The organism is Sulfitobacter profundi, from assembly GCF_042661425.1.
In the GTDB taxonomy this organism is placed as follows: Bacteria; Pseudomonadota; Alphaproteobacteria; order Rhodobacterales; family Rhodobacteraceae; genus Sulfitobacter; species Sulfitobacter profundi.
This window is the reverse complement of record NZ_JBHSWA010000001.1, coordinates 253,982-269,856: the sequence shown is the minus strand read 5'-3', so window position 1 is coordinate 269,856 and position 15,875 is coordinate 253,982. Positions and strand designations below refer to the sequence as shown.

General features: G+C 61.6%; 13 protein-coding genes, 1 tRNA gene, 1 other RNA gene and 5 pseudogenes. 10 read left to right on the top strand and 10 right to left on the bottom strand.

The window, feature by feature from the left end; translation table 11 throughout:
• Window positions 1-2: 2 nt before the first annotated feature.
• Together ACFQAU_RS01455 and ACFQAU_RS01450 are read right to left on the bottom strand one after the other, a co-directional pair.
• On the bottom strand, window positions 3-1,136 hold the full coding sequence (locus ACFQAU_RS01455; protein WP_205570909.1) for a polysaccharide biosynthesis/export family protein: 1,134 nt from the start codon (window positions 1,134-1,136) through the stop codon (window positions 3-5).
• 114 nt (window positions 1,137-1,250) lie between these two features.
• Window positions 1,251-2,541 (bottom strand): annotated as a pseudogene (locus ACFQAU_RS01450) (capsule biosynthesis protein).
• 128 nt (window positions 2,542-2,669) lie between these two features.
• Here ACFQAU_RS01450 and ACFQAU_RS01445 point away from each other — a divergent pair.
• The 4 genes and pseudogenes from ACFQAU_RS01445 to nusB all read left to right on the top strand — a co-directional run bounded on the left by ACFQAU_RS01445 (window position 2,670) and on the right by nusB (window position 5,491).
• Entirely contained in the window at window positions 2,670-3,257 is a 588-nt protein-coding gene (locus tag ACFQAU_RS01445) for a riboflavin synthase (protein ID WP_132446114.1), read from the top strand.
• An 81-nt stretch (window positions 3,258-3,338) separates the two neighbouring features.
• Window positions 3,339-4,462: pseudogene (gene ribB / locus ACFQAU_RS01440) on the top strand (3,4-dihydroxy-2-butanone-4-phosphate synthase).
• A 5-nt stretch (window positions 4,463-4,467) separates the two neighbouring features.
• Window positions 4,468-5,019, top strand: coding sequence for a 6,7-dimethyl-8-ribityllumazine synthase (locus ACFQAU_RS01435; protein ID WP_132446110.1), 552 nt, complete (start codon window positions 4,468-4,470; stop codon window positions 5,017-5,019).
• Window positions 5,016-5,491: pseudogene (gene nusB / locus ACFQAU_RS01430) on the top strand (transcription antitermination factor NusB). The gene ACFQAU_RS01435 and the pseudogene nusB overlap by 4 nt, the downstream one beginning before the upstream one ends.
• Before the next feature lie 58 nt (window positions 5,492-5,549).
• On the opposite strand, the gene ssrS reads toward nusB, so the two are convergent.
• The 3 genes from ssrS to ACFQAU_RS01415 all read right to left on the bottom strand — a co-directional run bounded on the left by ssrS (window position 5,550) and on the right by ACFQAU_RS01415 (window position 7,882).
• Window positions 5,550-5,704: non-coding RNA, 6S RNA (gene ssrS, locus ACFQAU_RS01425), on the bottom strand.
• 76 nt (window positions 5,705-5,780) lie between these two features.
• A complete protein-coding gene (locus ACFQAU_RS01420) occupies window positions 5,781-6,557 on the bottom strand; it encodes a COG3904 family protein (protein ID WP_206054327.1) in 777 nt (258 codons plus the stop codon).
• Window positions 6,554-7,882 (bottom strand): hypothetical protein, encoded by a 1,329-nt coding sequence (locus ACFQAU_RS01415; protein ID WP_120350679.1) that lies wholly within the window; start codon window positions 7,880-7,882, stop codon window positions 6,554-6,556. The genes ACFQAU_RS01420 and ACFQAU_RS01415 overlap by 4 nt, the downstream gene beginning before the upstream one ends.
• Window positions 7,883-7,970: 88 nt before the next feature.
• On the opposite strand from ACFQAU_RS01415, the gene ACFQAU_RS01410 reads away from it, so the two are divergent.
• Window positions 7,971-8,447 carry an MmcB family DNA repair protein gene (locus ACFQAU_RS01410; protein WP_240791651.1) on the top strand — a complete coding sequence of 159 codons (477 nt, stop codon included), beginning with the start codon at window positions 7,971-7,973 and terminating at the stop codon, window positions 8,445-8,447.
• A gap of 96 nt (window positions 8,448-8,543) precedes the next feature.
• Here ACFQAU_RS01410 and ACFQAU_RS01405 read toward each other — a convergent pair whose 3' ends face one another.
• Window positions 8,544-8,732, bottom strand: coding sequence for a DUF6324 family protein (locus tag ACFQAU_RS01405; RefSeq protein ID WP_067624462.1), 189 nt, complete (start codon window positions 8,730-8,732; stop codon window positions 8,544-8,546).
• Between the two features lie 361 nt (window positions 8,733-9,093).
• Between ACFQAU_RS01405 and ACFQAU_RS01400 the strand changes: the two genes are divergently transcribed.
• Window positions 9,094-9,170: transfer RNA gene (locus tag ACFQAU_RS01400), tRNA-His, on the top strand.
• A 179-nt stretch (window positions 9,171-9,349) separates the two neighbouring features.
• Window positions 9,350-9,805, top strand: coding sequence for a PRC-barrel domain-containing protein (locus ACFQAU_RS01395; protein WP_132446108.1), 456 nt, complete (start codon window positions 9,350-9,352; stop codon window positions 9,803-9,805).
• 80 nt (window positions 9,806-9,885) lie between these two features.
• On the opposite strand, the pseudogene ACFQAU_RS01390 reads toward ACFQAU_RS01395, so the two are convergent.
• Window positions 9,886-10,367 (bottom strand): annotated as a pseudogene (locus ACFQAU_RS01390) (PaaI family thioesterase).
• 80 nt (window positions 10,368-10,447) lie between these two features.
• Window positions 10,448-11,314: a methylenetetrahydrofolate reductase [NAD(P)H] gene (gene metF / locus ACFQAU_RS01385; RefSeq protein WP_120350684.1), complete on the bottom strand. Its 867-nt coding sequence runs from the start codon at window positions 11,312-11,314 to the stop codon at window positions 10,448-10,450.
• A 94-nt stretch (window positions 11,315-11,408) separates the two neighbouring features.
• Here metF and ACFQAU_RS01380 point away from each other — a divergent pair, with 94 nt between their 5' ends.
• Window positions 11,409-12,314, top strand: coding sequence for a LysR family transcriptional regulator (locus tag ACFQAU_RS01380; protein WP_067624470.1), 906 nt, complete (start codon window positions 11,409-11,411; stop codon window positions 12,312-12,314).
• Window positions 12,315-12,423: 109 nt separating this feature from the next.
• Here ACFQAU_RS01380 and ACFQAU_RS01375 read toward each other — a convergent pair whose 3' ends face one another.
• Window positions 12,424-13,464, bottom strand: a complete 1,041-nt coding sequence (locus ACFQAU_RS01375) for an NADP-dependent oxidoreductase (RefSeq protein ID WP_132446106.1) — start codon at window positions 13,462-13,464, stop codon at window positions 12,424-12,426.
• Window positions 13,465-13,630: 166 nt separating this feature from the next.
• Between ACFQAU_RS01375 and ACFQAU_RS01370 the strand changes: the two genes are divergently transcribed.
• The gene (locus ACFQAU_RS01370; RefSeq protein WP_120350687.1) at window positions 13,631-14,416 is read left to right on the top strand and encodes an inositol monophosphatase family protein; all 786 of its coding nucleotides are present in this window, start codon (window positions 13,631-13,633) and stop codon (window positions 14,414-14,416) included.
• On the opposite strand, the gene ACFQAU_RS01365 is transcribed toward ACFQAU_RS01370, so the two are convergent.
• Window positions 14,417-14,707 (bottom strand): DUF6476 family protein, encoded by a 291-nt coding sequence (locus tag ACFQAU_RS01365; protein ID WP_120350688.1) that lies wholly within the window; start codon window positions 14,705-14,707, stop codon window positions 14,417-14,419.
• On the opposite strand from ACFQAU_RS01365, the pseudogene ACFQAU_RS01360 reads away from it, so the two are divergent.
• Window positions 14,706-15,751: pseudogene (locus tag ACFQAU_RS01360) on the top strand (RluA family pseudouridine synthase). The gene ACFQAU_RS01365 and the pseudogene ACFQAU_RS01360 sit on opposite strands and share 2 nt — an antisense overlap.
• Window positions 15,752-15,875 lie beyond the last annotated feature (124 nt).

The window sequence follows — 15,875 nt, the reverse complement described above, 5'->3', positions numbered from 1 at the left end:
GATCAGCCGCTGGTGAGCGATGAGATGCTGTCGGCCGAACTTGCCGTGCCTGTGATGGCCGAAATCACCTTGCTCCACTGGGTGAAGGGGGCTTCGGTCACATAGATCGTGTCACCGTCGCGGATAACGAAGTCACGGGCCATGAACATGCCGTTGGGCTTGGTCAGATCGGTCACATAGACCATACGCTGCGCGCCGGTCAGATCACTGCGGCCCAACACCTGTTCGGCAACTGCTTCCGGCTCGTTGCGGAAGACGAAGACGCCGGTTGGGTCAGCCGAGATCGGGCTCAGCCCGCCGACCTGTGCGATGCCTTCGAGCAGTGACAGGTTTTGCGATTCAAACGGCACGCGGGCCTGACCGCCTGTGGCGCCAAGTGCGGTGAATGAACGTGTATCCTCTTCGACCAAGATACGGTCGCCGGGGCGTAGCGCGATATCGAGTTCGGGGTGATCATAGAGGTCTTGGAACCAGATTTTGCCCCGCTGCCCGCCACGGATCACGGTGACCTGAGCGATTTCGGGAATGATGGTCACACCGCCTGCGCGGGCCAGCATGGCGGCCAGCGTGCGGGTGGGGCGTTCGATGGGATAGACGCCCTGCGCGCCGATGGAGCCAATCAGCGACACGGTTGAGCCATCGCCTGCCGCGCGGCGCACTTCGACCTGCGGGTCGGGGGTCTGTTCGCCCAATTTTTGGGTGATGATGCGGCGGATGGCCTCGGGCGTGTTGCCCGCGGCGCGGATGCGGCCCGCGTAGGGAATAAAGATAAAACCCGCGCCATCGACCTGCACTTCTTCCAGCAGGGTGGCAGGGGCACCTTCGACACCCAGTAGCGGATCGTCGACGTTTTCGTAAACGGTGATGCCAAGGATGTCGCCCGGTTGGATCGTGTCAGAGCCGACCCGGCCTGCGTTTTTAAAGCTTTCGGAAAAGCCAAGCGCGGGGGCCACGGCGGTGGCACGGGTGACGCGGTCGTTCACGCTGACGACAAAGGCATCGCCCTCGCGCTGAACGGAGCCTGCATAGATTTGGCGCTTGTTCGGCCCGACCTGCGGCAAACCACAAGATGAGATGACGGCCACTGCCGCCAGTGCTGCGACGGGACGCGCCCACCGGAAAGATACGGATTTCACTGCCCGGTCTCCTCGACCTGAAATATCTGCCTCGAAATCGCCAATTGTTTTGGCGTATTACTTTGCAACTTAGCGCAGCCTAACGAAAAAATCTACAGGCCGGAATGGGTTAACTCAGGTGACGACCCGCAACTGTTGCCGAGGGGCCGCGGTGCCCTGTTCCAGCGCGTCATATGGATCGTCGGGCGCGAGCATCATATCGACCACTTGGCGCAGCAATTGCCGCCGCCCCCGCGCGGCATAGAACCCGCCCGGAACCTGAGAAGTTTCAAGCAGATAGCGGCGGTAATCCTTATAGGCGCGGTTGTCGGGGCGGCTGGCCGTGGCAAAGAAATCCGGCAAAGGCTGGTCCGACACGAATTCTGGCTGGGAATAGACCGCCCGGCCAAAGACCTTGAGGGGGATGCCGCGCCAAAGCACCTGTTGCCCGGCGGTAGAGTTCACCGTGACCGCGCTGCGGGTGTCGTTCAAAAGCTGTGCCAGCTTGCCGCCGCGGACAAAATGCACCCGGTCTGAAACGCCGAAGGCACGTGCCAGCCGTTTGACATCGCGCCGCACGGGGACGCGGCCATCCTCCAACGGATGCGCCTTGATGACGAGGTGGTGGTGCTGCGGCGCGCCCTTGGCAAAGCCTTCGATCACCAACTCTAGGAAATCGGCCATCGTGTCGAAGGGTGAATGCTTTTGGAAAGAGGAATCATGCTCAAGTTGCAGCAGCGCCAGATGATAGGGAAAGCCGCCCAGCCGGATTTTTAGCGTCGCCAGCAAACGGTCGGCGGCCAGCACCGGCATCAGCAGCAGGCGTTTCAGGTAGAGGCGGAATTCTTTGGTCACCGGCAGGCTGCGGTGCGGTTTGAAATTGCGGTAGTCGCCGTTTCGGAACATCACGAACCAATGGTAAAGCGCGCCGTAAAAGATGTGGTGCCGCATGTCGCCCCAGTGGCCGGGGGCAGGGGGCTTCCATGTCCGAGCGCGCCAGCGCGGCCTGCATCTGCGGAATGGTCATCTCCATCAGGCGCGAGTTGCCGTTTGAGCCGCCGCGCTCATAGGTGACCCAATAGGGCCGCATATAGCCTTCCTCGAAAACATGCACGGTGATGCCGCGGCGCTTGGCCTCGGCCACCGCTTCGGCGTGGATGGGCCGTGTGTCACCATAAAGCACGATGTCGGTGACCTGTTTTTGCTCTAACAGGGTGGCGAAAACGCTCGGCCACTCCTCGACCGTGCCGCGATAGGGAATGTAGGTCGACGGATGAAACCAAAAGGCCCGGTCGCCCGCGTTGAACCCTACGCGCCAGACCTCAGCGCCCGCCCGGCGCAGCATCTTGCCCAGACTGTTGAAGAAAGGCCCATGCGGGCCTTGCAGGAACAGGAAGGTGCGGGCGGGGGCAGCGGTCACGGTCATACGGGTCCTAAATCGGCGTGTTTTACCCTTAACCACCATATAATAGGGGCGACAATGTGGCGTCACCCGCTCTTGCCTGTGGCGGTGCGCGGGTTTACCACTGCGCCAAACAGCAAAGGAGCCTATCCATGTTCACCGGCATTATCACAGACGTTGGCAGCGTGACCAAGCTGGAACAGGAAGGCGACCTGCGCGCGCGCATTCAGACCGGCTATGACACCAGCAGCATCGACATGGGCGCGTCAATCGCCAGCGACGGGGTCTGCCTGACGGTCGTGGGGCTGGGCGATGATTGGTACGAGGTACAGATCAGCGCCGAGACGGTGGCCAAGACCAACCTAGGCCAGCATTGGGCCGAAGGGCGGCGCGTGAACCTTGAACGCGCGTTGAAGGTGGGCGATGAGCTGGGCGGGCATATCGTCTCGGGCCATGTCGATGGCGTGGCCAAGATCATCGAGATGAAAGATGAGGGCGACAGCACCCGCGTGACGCTGCGCGCGCCGAAGGATTTGGCGCGGTTCATCGCGCCCAAGGGTTCCGTGGCGCTGAACGGCACCTCGCTGACGGTGAATGACGTCGAAGGCTGCGATTTTGGCATCAACTTCATTCCGCATACCAAAGAGGTGACCACTTGGGGTGACGCCAGGGTTGGCGATCTGGTCAACCTCGAAATCGACACGCTGGCGCGGTATGTGGCACGTCTGAACGAGATGTAACGCAGCGCCCTTCGGGGCACGCTCTGGCCAAGCGGCGCAGGTCAGGCTAAGAGCCGGGCAACAGATAGATGGAAGCAGCCGATGCAATTTGACAAACCCGGACCGGTCGAGACAGGGCTGAGCGACGCGATTTCGCCGATCGAAGACATCATCGAAGACGCGCGCCAAGGTCGCATGTTCATTCTGGTGGACCATGAGGACCGCGAGAACGAAGGCGATCTGGTGATCCCGGCGCAGTTTGCCGATGCCGCGGCGATCAATTTCATGGCGACCCATGGGCGCGGGTTGATTTGCCTGCCGATGACCTCAGCGCGGGTTGATCATCTGGGCCTGCCGATGATGGCGGTGAACAATTCGTCTCGGCATGAAACGGCCTTTACCGTCAGCATCGAAGCACGCGAAGGCGTGAGCACGGGCATTTCTGCGGCAGACCGTGCGCTGACCGTGGCGGTGGCGATCTCTGAGCAAGCCGGCTCGGCGGATATCGCGACCCCCGGCCATGTCTTCCCACTGCGCGCCCGCGATGGTGGCGTGCTGGTGCGTGCCGGACATACCGAAGCGGCGGTCGATATTTCGCGGCTTGCTGGCCTGCATCCTTCGGGCGTGATCTGCGAGATCATGAAAGATGATGGCGAAATGGCGCGTCTGCCGGATTTGGTGGAATTCGCCGCCGAGCATAAGCTTAAGATCGGCACGATCAGCGATCTAATCACCTACCGCCACAAACACGACAACCTGCTGGTTGAGCGGGACAGCCGCACCGTGACCTCGGCTTATGGTGGAGACTGGCAGATGCGGGTCTTCTCTGACGAAATCACGGGCACTGACCATGTGGTGCTGACCAAGGGCGATATCTCAACCCCCGAGCCGGTGCTGATCCGGACCCATGCGATCAACGCGCTGGAAGACATTCTGGGCCTTGGCCCCAGCCCGGCGGATGAATTGCCCCGCGCGATGCAGATCATCGCCGATGAAGGGCGGGGGCCGTGGTGCTGTTCCGCGACCCTTACCCGCGTCTGCGGCTGGATGCAGAAGACGATGAGCGCCCGCGCACGATCAAACGCACCGGGCTGGGCGCGCAGATCCTGTCGTCGATGGGCCTGCATGAACTGGTCCTGCTGACCGACAATCCCGACACGCGCTATCTGGGCCTTGATGCCTATGCGCTGGAAATCGTGGGCACCCGGCCCATCACCACGGAGTAATCGCCATGGCTTCCGCCGAAGAACACACCATCCTGCCGCGCCCGGAATTTGATGAGCCGGTGAAGCTGCTGATCGTCGTTTCGCCCTATTACTCGGACATTGCGGGCGGCATGCTGGCCGGCGCCAAGGCCGAGCTTGAGGCTGCAGGTGCCGCCTATGAGGTCGTCGAGATGCCCGGCGCGCTGGAAATCCCCACCGCCATCGGCATTTCCGACCGAGGCAGCAATTTTGACGGCTATGTCGCGCTTGGCTGCGTGATCCGTGGCGAGACGACGCATTATGAAACCGTCTGCAACGACAGCAGCCGCGCCCTGCAACTGCTTGGTCTGCAAGGGCTTTGCATCGGCAACGGCATCCTGACAGTCGAGAACAAGAAACAGGCCGAAGTTCGCGCCGACCCTGAGGGGCAAAACAAAGGTGGCGGTGCGGCGGCTGCGGCCTTGCATCTTATCGCGCTCGCTCGTAAATGGGGCCGCCAGAGCAAGGGCATCGGGTTCAAGCCATTCGGGCAGGACACTTTGATGGCCGGCGACACGGATGGATCAAACCTCGCATGACCAGCAACGCGCTTTCGGGCAATCAGAAACGTAAGATGAAGTCGGCCTCGCGGCTCTATGCCGTGCAGGCGCTGTTCCAGATGGAACATTCCGCGCAGACGGTCGATGTCGTGCGTCACGAGTTCATCGACCACCGTTTCGGCGCCGTCTATGAGGGCGACGAAATGCAGGAGGGGATGTCGATCACTTCTCTCGCGTGCTTGAAGATGCGGTGAACTATCAGGCACCGATCGACCAGATGGCCAACCGTGCCATCGTCGCCAAATGGGCCATCGCCCGGATCGACCCGACCCTGCGTGCACTGTTCCGCGCCGCCGGTGCCGAGTTCCGCCATGATGAGACGCCGCCGCGCGTGGTGATCAAGGAATATGTCGACGTGGCGCATGCGTTCTTCCCCGAAGGGCGCGAGCCGAGCTTTGTGAACGCCGTGCTCGACCACATGGCACGCGAGGCCCGTCCCGAAGCGTTTTAAACGCAAGGGAAAGTGGCCCCGAGGGGCCATCAACCACATCATTATCTTGGGAAAAGTGACGGGAACCGCGCCTGCCGCTGCTGTTTTATATTCCCGAGGACCTGTATGTACAGGTGGGCGCCAGGTAACCGAACCAGGGCTCGGACAGAGCCAGCTCCCTCGGATTTGCTTAAGGCCACTGGAATGTAACGTTCACGAACAGGGCAGAACCCGTCGACCCCCGATGTAGGGTCCATGGGGGGCTGCGGCAAGGGGGCGAAGGTGGATTTGCAAAACTTCTGCGCTCCGCTCAGTCCTCAGAAGGGATAAAGCCATAGCGGCGTAACTCTTCCGGCAGCAGCACGTAGATTTCATCGGGCGGGGTGACCAGCGCATGCTGCATCACCAGCGGGTCTACCCCCATGTCATCCAGATAGCGCATCACCTCTCCTTGGCCGCGTTGGATATCCTCAACGGCGACAAAGGCGGGCAGGATCGTGCTTTCGCCAAAGTAGTGCTGATGCACCCCGACCGAGGCGCTGTCGGGGACAGTGCGTGCCTCGCCTGCGGCCAGCAGGTAGGGGCAGGCGGAATAGCAGATGTCGCCCTCACGCAGCGCGGTGTCAAACCCTTCGCGGCGCAGGTAGCGGCCCAGTTCCAGCGCATCGCGGACCGACCCGCCGGGGGAGTTGAGATAGATTTCCTCGGGCGCGGGGGTAAGCTCCGCCAATTGCTTGGCGATCCGCTCTGCATCGCCTGCTTCGATGGTGCCTTCTAACAATGCCGCGCGACCGCCAGAGACGGGCGTCAGGATCAGCCGGTCGGGCAGGGCGGTATCGGGCATCGGCTGGCCGGGATTTGGCGCGCGATCGGGGCGAAAGCGGCGGGTCTGGTCGCCGGGGCGGATGGGCTCGGTCAGTTCCGGTGCGCGCGGGCCAAAGCCGGGCAGGCGCAGTCCTTCGCCTAAATCGCCCCAGAACAGCAGCACCGCGAGGCCCAGTTGAAAGATCAGCACGCCGATCAGCACCCGCCCGACGATGGGCGGGCGGCGGGTGCCTTCCATTTCTTCCGAAGTCTCCTCGCTCATGTGCTTTTTATCGGCGTGACGTGGCCGGGAGCGTCTTCACGCACGCTCTCATTGGGCAAAGGGGCGGCTTCGGCGGTGGGGCGTTTGTGGGCGGGGCTTTCTTGCATCGCCACATCGACATCGCGCACGGCGGCCAGTGCTGCGCGCAGCTCGGCAAGGGTCAGCGTGTCTTCGACCGCGGCCCCCTCGCGGCCAGAGCGGATCGCGCCTTGGGTAATGGCGAGGATCATCACCAGCACGGCGGGCAACAGGTCAATCGCAATCGCACCGGCCCAAGAGGGTACGAAGTTGCGCGCATAGAGGATCACCGCATCGGCGCTGGAAATCGGGGTATAGGTCGTGTCGGCGGCGGGCGGCATGGCCTGCACATCCTGCGCCGCGCGTTCCAATGTCGCTGCGCGCTGCGCCAGCACTTCGAGCACCGAGGTGATCGTTGCGCCCTGCGCCCCGCGCTGTTCTTCGTTGCTGCCGTCCAGTTCCGGCAGCACGACGGAGGCCGCCAAATCCTGCGCCGCGCGTTCAACCAGTGGTGCGACCGAAAGTTGCCGCAAACGGGTGATCAGACCGGCAAGGCGCACGGCCTGTTCGGAAAACTCGACCGAGCGTGCTTGGACCGGGCCGGGCTCTACCGTCAGCGCGCGCATCCGGCTGAGGATTTGGTTGCCCTCTGCAAAGGCGTCATTCACCAGCGGGGTCTGCGTGGCGATCTGCGCCTCTAGCCCTGCCAATTCCGCCGATTTCTGCCGCAGGACACGGAACACCGCGCCGCGCCCGGCAAGGCCCGAAAGGCTGCCCGCGGCCTCTTGTTCGCTCAGGTCCTCGAAACTCTGTCTAACCCGCGCCACGTCACGCTCAAGCCCTTGTGCGGAAAGGGCAATTTCATGGGTGCGTTCTAGCGCGCCTTGGTAGTCTTGCACCGTTTCGGCCAGATGCTGTTCGACCGCCGCCGACCCGGCCAGCGCCGCGGCGTTCAGCCAACTCGACATCGCGATGATCGCCACGGAGCCGAGACCCATCGCCCCCAAAAGCCCCATCCGCGCCCGTGTCGTGCGCACGGCAGGGAAGAGCCGCAGGAGATAGGACCAAAAGACGAAGATACCGACCGAAACCGCCACGGAATAGGCGATCGCGGCAAAGGCCGACATGGCGCCGTTGTCATCAAGCAGTGAGGAAACGCCAAGGTAGGTGTAGATGCCCGAGGCCACGGCGAGGACACCAAGCGCCGTGCCTGAGAATGTGTCGAGCCATGTCAAATGGCCCTCCAATTCACGGGCATAGCGCACCCCGCGCGCCTGTGTCTCACTCATCGGTTCGCGTTGTGCCATGGGCCCCCTCGCTTTGCTTGTTTGAAGATAGGGGGTTGTGCGGGAAATACCAAACTTTCCGGTTTGGGCTCTTGCGAATGTTCACCAAATGTTCATATTTGTCGCTATGATGGAAAACGAGATACGACAGTTCCAACCCGGTCAGCTTCTGGCGCGGGGGGTGATGCGGCATTTGGCCGATCTGGGTTTCGCCTCTGTTGAGGAACTGGTGCCAACGCGCGGCCTGCGGGTGGACGTGATGGCACTTGGCCCCAAGGGGGAGATTTGGATCGTCGAATGTAAATCCTGCCGCGCCGATTTCATGGGTGATGCAAAATGGGAGGGCTATTTGGAATGGGCGGACCGGTTCTTTTGGGCCGTCGACAGTGATTTTCCGGTCGAGCTGCTGCCGGAGGACAGCGGTCTTATCATCGGTGACGCCTATGGGGCCGAGATCGTTCGGATGAGCGATGAGACCAAACTTGCGCCCGCCCGGCGCAAGGTGATGGTGCAAAAATTCGCGACCCATGCCGCCCGGCGCCTGCATCGGCTGCGCGATCCAGATATGGTGCCGAACTGGTCTTGATTGTGGGGCCGGGCGCAGTTTTTGCTTCGAAAGGGTGCCTTGGCAGAGCGCTGGAAGAACGCAATGCCCTGCAGGCTACCGTTCCCTCAAAGGGGCTTAGCGCCCCTTTTTTCCCGCGCGGTTCGCTGCGGCCATGATTTCTTCGGCGATTTCGCGGGCTTCCTCGGGCGTGAAATCCATCGGAATTTCAACGCCGTCCCCTTCGACAAAAAGGCGGACCATGCCTTTGTCGGTCGGGCCGATTTGCAGGTTTGCTTCGATATCGCGTTCGGTGTCGATGCCCATGGGAGCCTCCGGTTTGGTGGGGCTTATCGCTAGCGCGGCGTGGCAGAAAAGGCAAGGGATCTTGCGGTGTTGCGGGGCTTTGGGGACCGGGATTCGGCAAGGCGCGGATGCCGGCGGGAAACGCTGACCTTCTATGCGGCGCGTGGTGGGCTACAATGCCGTTTTCTGGCACACCTCTGAGCCGAGCGGACTGAAGAAGGCGAGGTTTAAGGGCAGGGGCGCAAGAACCAATGGCCAGCCGCCGAAGTTTCCCCGGAAAAGGTGACGCTCGGGATGACGCGAAAATTCTGCCCAAAACCGACCATTCTTCTGTCCCTGAGGTCTTGCATTCCTCTGCCACGGGCGCTAAATCCGCCCCAGTGCCGCCTTAGCTCAGTTGGTTAGAGCGCTTGATTGTGGATCAAGAGGTCCCTGGTTCGAGACCAGGAGGTGGTACCATCCCCCCTTTAGTACATCGGTCACTCTTTCCAGCGAGGCTGGCACCTGTCCGCGAGGGCTGGCCGCGCGGTGCCGCACCAGCGTTTCCGCCCTAATCCATAGTTAATTTTAGCTTTTTCTGGAACGTTAATTCGCAGCTTTCGTTGTAACCACAGCAATTAACGAAAGAGGAGAGAGACATGAAAACGCTCACAGCCAGCACCCTTGCCCTAACAATCGCAGGCACCGCCGCTTTCGCAGAGGCCCATATGGTCGACCATTCCAACCTCGACAGTGTGGCGATGAACGAGATGCGCGGCGATCTGATCCGCTCGCGGGATATCACCGGTGGAGAGATCTTCACCATCAACGAAGCCGGCGACGAATGGAGCCCCAACACGGCATATTCCGAAATCGGCACCGACTGGAACGAGATCGGTGAGATCGAAGACATCGTTCTTTCCAAAAACGGCCAAATGGTCGGTATCGTGGCCGAAGTCGGTGGTTTCCTCGATATTGGTGACAAACATGTCATGATTTCGACGCCCGACGTGAACCTCGTGGCGGTCGACGACCAAACCTATGCCTATGTCACCCGCCTGAGCGAAGAAGAACTGGAAGCGCTGCCCAGCGTTGACGAAGGTTTCTGGGACTGATCTGAACGGTTAACTCTTTGCCGAAAGAGTTTTGACCCCGGCGTGGCGCCGTCCACGCCGGGGTTTTTTCATGGATGGCGTTAGCCCAACTTCATCACGATGCAGGTGGTTGAGCCGGTGGCATAGAGTTTGCCATCCTCGACCCCGCGTATTTCACCATGCGCCACACCGGTGGAGCGGCCTACGTGATCGGTCACGCCGATGCAGTCGATCTCCATCCCCAAGGGCAGGCCCCGCAGGATATTAATCTTGTATTCCAAAGTGGTATAGACCGAGCCGCGCGGCACTTTCGTCATCACCGCGCAGGCCATCGCCGATCGAGCAGCGTGCCGTACCAGCCGCCATGCACCGTGCCCATCGGGTTGGTCATGGCGAAGCTCGGCGCGCCGCGAAAGATGATGCGGCCCTCTTCGACCGAATGCAGCGCATAGCCCATGGTTTGGCCGATGGGCGGGCCGGGGTTGGTGCCGTCGAGGATGGCCTGCATGAACTCCAGCCCCGACAGTTTCAGGGCCTCGGATTGGGACAAAAGGTCAGCAGGGCTTTGGGCGATGCGGGGCATGGTCTTCTCCGGCAGATGAATTTCGCCGGAGGATACGCCCGAGGGGGCAGGGGCAAGCCCCTGCGCCCGAGGTGCCAAGTTTACGCGACGTCCGACAGATCAACCTGCGGTGTCACACCGATGGCGCGGCAAACATCGCGGGTCAGTTCGGCGCGGTTGAGCGTGTAGAAATGCAGTGCGTCCACGCCCTCGTCGATCAATTCGCTGCACAGTTCGGTGCACATGGCTTGGGCCAGCAGGTCATGACGGTCATCGCGGATCGCCGCTTCATAGGCTTGGTCGACCCATTCCGGGATGGGCGTGCCACATTTGACGGCGAATTTGCGGGCTGAGGTCCAATTCACCACTGGCAGGATGCCCGGCGTGATCGGTTTGTCAATGCCTGCTTTGACGCAGGCGTCGCGGAAGCGCAGAAAGGTATCGGCTTCAAAGAAGAACTGGGTCAAGGCCTCATCCGCGCCCGCGTCGAACTTGCGTTTCAGCCAATCGATATTGGCCTGCTGGTCGGCCGCTTCGGGGTGCGGGTCGGGGTAGGCGCCCACTCGGATGGTGAATTTGCCGGTTTTCGCCAGCGCCTCGATTAACTCGCAGCTATCGGCAAAACCTTCGGGGTGGGGCGCGAATTTGTCGGTGCCCGCCTGCGGATCGCCGCGCAGGGCGACGATGTCTTTGATGCCCGCTTCGGCGAATTTATCGGCGACTTCCATGGTTTCCGCGCGGCTGGCCCCCACGCATGTCAGGTGCCCGGCGACAGGCAGACCGGAGGTACGGTGCAGCACATGTGCCGAATCATGGGTCAGATCCCGGGTCGTGCCACCCGCGCCATAGGTGACCGAGAAGAAACGCGGCGCCAGTGGGGCCAGCGCCTGAGCTGCATCCCACAGTTTGAACGCCGCGCCGACGGTGCGGGGCGGGAAGACTTCGAAGGAAACGGCAGGCGTGGTCATTGAGAGATCCTTTTGGCGGTTTCACGTCTTGTCTCATATCTAGCCTTGTGAGACAAACTCATAACATTCATCTTGAACATGAGTAATGCCTCACATGCACATTGAGTTCCGTCACCTGCGCACAATCAAGGCCATTCACGAGGCGGGCGGGCTGGCCCGCGCGGCGGATCAGATGAATATCACGCAATCGGCGTTAAGTCATCAGGTGAAGGGCTTGGAGGATCAGGCGGGGGTTGAGTTGTTTGTCCGGCGCTCAAAACCGTTGAAGCTGTCGCCCGCCGGGCAGAGGTTGTTGAAACTGGCGCAGCAGGTCTTGCCACAGGTCGAAGCCTTGCAAGATGAATTCTCGGGGCTGCGGGCAGGCAGCACGGGGCGGATGCATATTGCCATTGAATGCCACGCCTGTTTCGAGTGGCTTTTCCCGGTGTTGGAGCAGTTCCGGCGGCATTGGCAGGATGTTGATGTCGATATCCGCCCCGGTCTGGCATTTGACGCGCTGCCCGCTCTGCTGCGCGAAGAGGTTGATCTGGTGGTGTCATCGGATCCCGAAGAACTGCCGGGGGTCGAGTTTGTCGAACTCTTTGATTACAATCCGGTTTTCGTGGCGTCGCAAAGCCACCCTCTGGCCGAGAGACCCTTTGTGGAGGCGGCTGATTTTCGTGGTGAGACGCTCATTACCTACCCGGTGGAACGGACGCGACTGGATGTGTTCAGCCAGTTGTTGATCCCCGCCAAGGTCGAGCCTGCAGCGATCCGGCAGGTCGAGCTAACGGCGGTGATCTTGCTATTGGTGGCGTCCAATCGCGGGGTGTCGGTCCTGCCCGATTGGGTGGTGCGCGAGGTGAAATATTCGTCGGATTACGTCACGCGGCCTTTGACGGCACAGGGCATAACGCGGCGGCTGTATGCGGCGGTGCGCAAGGATGATCTGGGCAAACCGTTTATGGATGAGTTGTTGAAACTGGCCGGGCAAGAGGCGCGGAAGTTGCAGCGGGCCTGAGGGTTGCTGAGGGGCAGCGCCTTGCCTCATCAAATCGCCTACCCGGGGGACGGGCAGGCGATGGCCCGGCGCCTGCGGCTTGATTCCGGGCCAAAGGTAGGCGCAAGGCTTACTTCACCTTAACGATTGCCTTGCCAGTGTTGCCGCCATTCAGCATGTCGATGAACGCCTGCGGCGCATTCTCCAGCCCCTCGGTGATGTCCTCTTTCACTTTTACACGTCCAGCCGCGACCATCGGGGCCACCTCGCGGTGGAACTCCGGCATGCGGTTCCAGTGGTTCGAGATGATGAAGCCGCGCACGGTGAGGAAATTCACCAAAATTGTTCGCCACAGCCGCGGCGCGGTGAGGCCAGCGCCCTCCGCGTCGGCACCAAGCCCGCCTGCGTTATACCACGCGATCATGCCGCAAAGCGGGATACGGCCATGCGGGTTCATCAGCGGCAGTACCGCATCCAGCACTTTGCCGCCGACGTTTTCGTAATAGATATCAATGCCATCCGGCGCGGCCTCTTTCAACGCGGCGCGCAGGGATTTGGCGTCGTCATAGGCGCGGTGGTCAAGACAGACGTCAAAGCCGAAGTCGCGCGTGGCGATCTCGCATTTCTTAGCCCCGCCCGCGATGCCGACGGTGCGCAGCCCTTTGGCCTTGGCCAACTGCCCCACGATCGACCCGACAGGCCCCGTGGCGGCCGCGACGACAAGCGTCTCACCCTCTTTCGGCTGGCCGATTTCGTTCAGCCCGTACCAACCGGTCAATCCGGGCATCCCCAGCACACCAAGCGAGGCGGTGATCGGCACGGCTTCGGCGTCGACCTTTTGGCACTGCTTGGCCGGGGCAACGCCGTGGGTCGCCCATCCAAAGGCACCAAAGGCAAAATCGCCAACGTTAAAGCTCGGATCTTTGGAGGCGATCACCTTGCCGACGCTGCCGCCCTCCATGAGCCCGCCAATAGGCACGGGCTGCGCGTAGGATTTCGCATCATCCATGCGGCCCCGCATATAGGGATCAAGCGACATGTAGTGCACTTCGACCAAGATTTCCCCGTCGCCCGGCTGGGGCATATCCGCGCTCTCTAGACGGAAGTTCTCAGGCGTGGGCGCGCCGTCAGGGCGGCTGGCGAGGACGATTTTTTGCATCTGGTCGGACATGGGATTTCCTTCGGGCTGATTGCTTTGGGTCCAAGGTGTCACCTTGTGCTTTTAAAACAACCCGCACGCTGCGTAAGAATGCCCCAGCGGCCTAGGTTTCTGCCCCCTTGGCAATTGCGCTCTTGCGCCCTATACGTCCCGCCTTATCCATCAAAGGGCGCGAACAATGATCGGCAGTGCGAATCTTAACATCATGATCAAAGCGGCACGCAAAGCGGGGCGTGCATTGGTCAAGGATTTCCGCGAGGTCGAGAACCTTCAGGTCTCGGTCAAAGGCGCGGGCGATTTCGTAACCAAAGCCGACATTGGCGCCGAGAAGATCATCAAAGACGACCTGATGGGCGCGCGCCCGACCTACGGCTGGCTGGCCGAAGAGGGCGGCGAGGAAGAGGGCCAAGACCCCACGCGCCGTTGGATTGTCGACCCGCTGGATGGCACGACCAACTTCTTGCACGGTCTGCCGCATTGGGCAGTCTCCATCGCGTTGGAGCATAAGGGCGAAATCGTTGCCGGGGTGGTTTTCGACCCCGCCAAGGATGAGATGTTCTTTGCCGAGAAGGGCACCGGCGCTTGGATGAACGAAGGCCGTCTGCGGGTGTCGGGCCGCCACCGGATGATCGAGTCGATCTTTGCCACGGGTCTGCCTTTCGGCGGTCGCGCCGACCTGCCCGAAACGCTGAAAGATCTGGGCCGTCTTCTGCCCGTTTGCGCCGGTGTGCGCCGCTGGGGTGCGGCTTCGCTTGATCTGGCTTACGTCGCTTCGGGCCGCTACGATGGTTTCTGGGAGCGCCGTTTGAAGCCGTGGGACGTGGCCGCAGGCATGTTGATCGTGAAAGAGGCCGGTGGCCTTGTCGAGGCGATCCGTCCCGAGCGCAATATCCTGCAGCACGGCGAGATTATCTGCTCCAACGAGCCGATCTATTCGACCTTCGCCAAAACGATCCGCGGCTGATTATTCGATCGGGATCGTCTGGCGCAATTCGCCGGTCAACTGGTCAAAGATCAGGATTTCATCTGCGTCCGTCACCACCGCATACCAGCCGCGTCCTTGCGTAAATGCTTGGGCGCTGCTGCCATCGGGCAGGGAAATACTGCGCGGCATGGTCGGGCCTTGATCGCTCAGACGGGTGACAAGCACGAAGATCAGCACTAGAACCCCGCCAATCATCACGACGGTCAAGACCGTCACCATCCGCCGCAGAAACCGCAGGTTCGCCGGTTCATCAGGGTTGTCCGTGTCCATGTCTCACCGCCGCATTGATTTCATTCTGGGCGATAGCCCGCCCGCCCGTCTTGATAAGGCGCTGGCCCGCGATGTGCCAGAGGAAGCGAACCTGTCGCGCACGCGATTGGGCCGTTTGATCGCCGACGGGGCCGTAACGCTGGACGGTGTCAAAGTCCAAGACCCCCGCGCCAAAGTGGCCGAAGGGCAGGCGGTGCAGATCACGGTCGAAGAGGCGGCGGAAAGCCACATCCTGCCCGAAGACATACCCCTGTCGGTGGTGTTCGAAGATGACGATCTGATCGTGATTGACAAACCAGCGGGCATGGTGGTGCATCCCGCTCCGGGGTCGCCTTCCGGCACGCTGGTTAACGCATTGTTAGCACACTGCGGCGATGATCTCTCGGGCGTGGGCGGGATGAAGCGGCCCGGCATCGTGCACCGAATTGATAAGGACACCACGGGGTTGCTGGTTGTCGCCAAATCCGACGCCGCGCATCACGGGCTGGCGGCGCAGTTCGAAAAACATACGGTTGAGCGGTACTACCAAACGCTTGTCTACGGTGTGCCGGATGCCAACGACCCGCGTCTGCGCGGCGTCAAAGGCGCGTCCTTTGAGGCGGGGAATATCCTGCGCATGACCACCCAGTTGGCGCGGCACAAGACCGACCGCCAGCGGCAGGCGGTGCTGTTCCAAGGCGGCCGCCACGCCGTAACCCGCGCCCGCACGGTTGAGCGTTTCGGCACGCCACCCGTTCTGGCGCTGCTGGAATGCTGGCTGGAAACGGGGCGCACGCACCAGATCCGCGTGCATATGTCTCACGCAGGCCACGGTTTGGTGGGGGATGCGACCTATGGCGGGCGGCGCAAGCTGGCCAAAGCGGCCTTGCCCGAGGCCACCGCCGACGCCATCCGCGCCTTCCCCGCCAAGCGCTGCACGCCGCTGTTTTGGGGTTTGAGCATCCAGTGACGGGCGAAAGCCTGCGTTTCGAAGCGCCTTTGCCATCGGATATGGCAGCGCTGTTGCAATTGCTTCGTGAAGGGCCAGCAACCCCGTCGGCGTGACCCCGCCACCTCAGGGAACCGCCCTAGGATTGGTTACGTTTTGTTCACAGAAGCTGTGCAACCATGAACAAAAGCGTGAAGGCTTCTGTCTTGAAAGCACGAAGGGGGCCGCCCATATTGCATG

Coding starts and splice junctions, on each gene's coding strand:
- ACFQAU_RS01380 (WP_067624470.1), top strand. CDS start 11,409: ATGCACATTGAGTTCCGTCACCTGCGCACAATCAAGGCCATTCACGAG.
- ACFQAU_RS01415 (WP_120350679.1), bottom strand. CDS start 7,882: ATGGCACAACGCGAACCGATGAGTGAGACACAGGCGCGCGGGGTGCGC.
- ACFQAU_RS01375 (WP_132446106.1), bottom strand. CDS start 13,464: ATGTCCGACCAGATGCAAAAAATCGTCCTCGCCAGCCGCCCTGACGGC.
- ACFQAU_RS01395 (WP_132446108.1), top strand. CDS start 9,350: ATGAAAACGCTCACAGCCAGCACCCTTGCCCTAACAATCGCAGGCACC.
- ACFQAU_RS01410 (WP_240791651.1), top strand. CDS start 7,971: ATGTTCATATTTGTCGCTATGATGGAAAACGAGATACGACAGTTCCAA.
- ACFQAU_RS01405 (WP_067624462.1), bottom strand. CDS start 8,732: ATGGGCATCGACACCGAACGCGATATCGAAGCAAACCTGCAAATCGGC.
- ACFQAU_RS01435 (WP_132446110.1), top strand. CDS start 4,468: ATGGCTTCCGCCGAAGAACACACCATCCTGCCGCGCCCGGAATTTGAT.
- ACFQAU_RS01420 (WP_206054327.1), bottom strand. CDS start 6,557: ATGAGCGAGGAGACTTCGGAAGAAATGGAAGGCACCCGCCGCCCGCCC.
- ACFQAU_RS01365 (WP_120350688.1), bottom strand. CDS start 14,707: ATGGACACGGACAACCCTGATGAACCGGCGAACCTGCGGTTTCTGCGG.
- metF (WP_120350684.1), bottom strand. CDS start 11,314: ATGACCACGCCTGCCGTTTCCTTCGAAGTCTTCCCGCCCCGCACCGTC.
- ACFQAU_RS01370 (WP_120350687.1), top strand. CDS start 13,631: ATGATCGGCAGTGCGAATCTTAACATCATGATCAAAGCGGCACGCAAA.
- ACFQAU_RS01445 (WP_132446114.1), top strand. CDS start 2,670: ATGTTCACCGGCATTATCACAGACGTTGGCAGCGTGACCAAGCTGGAA.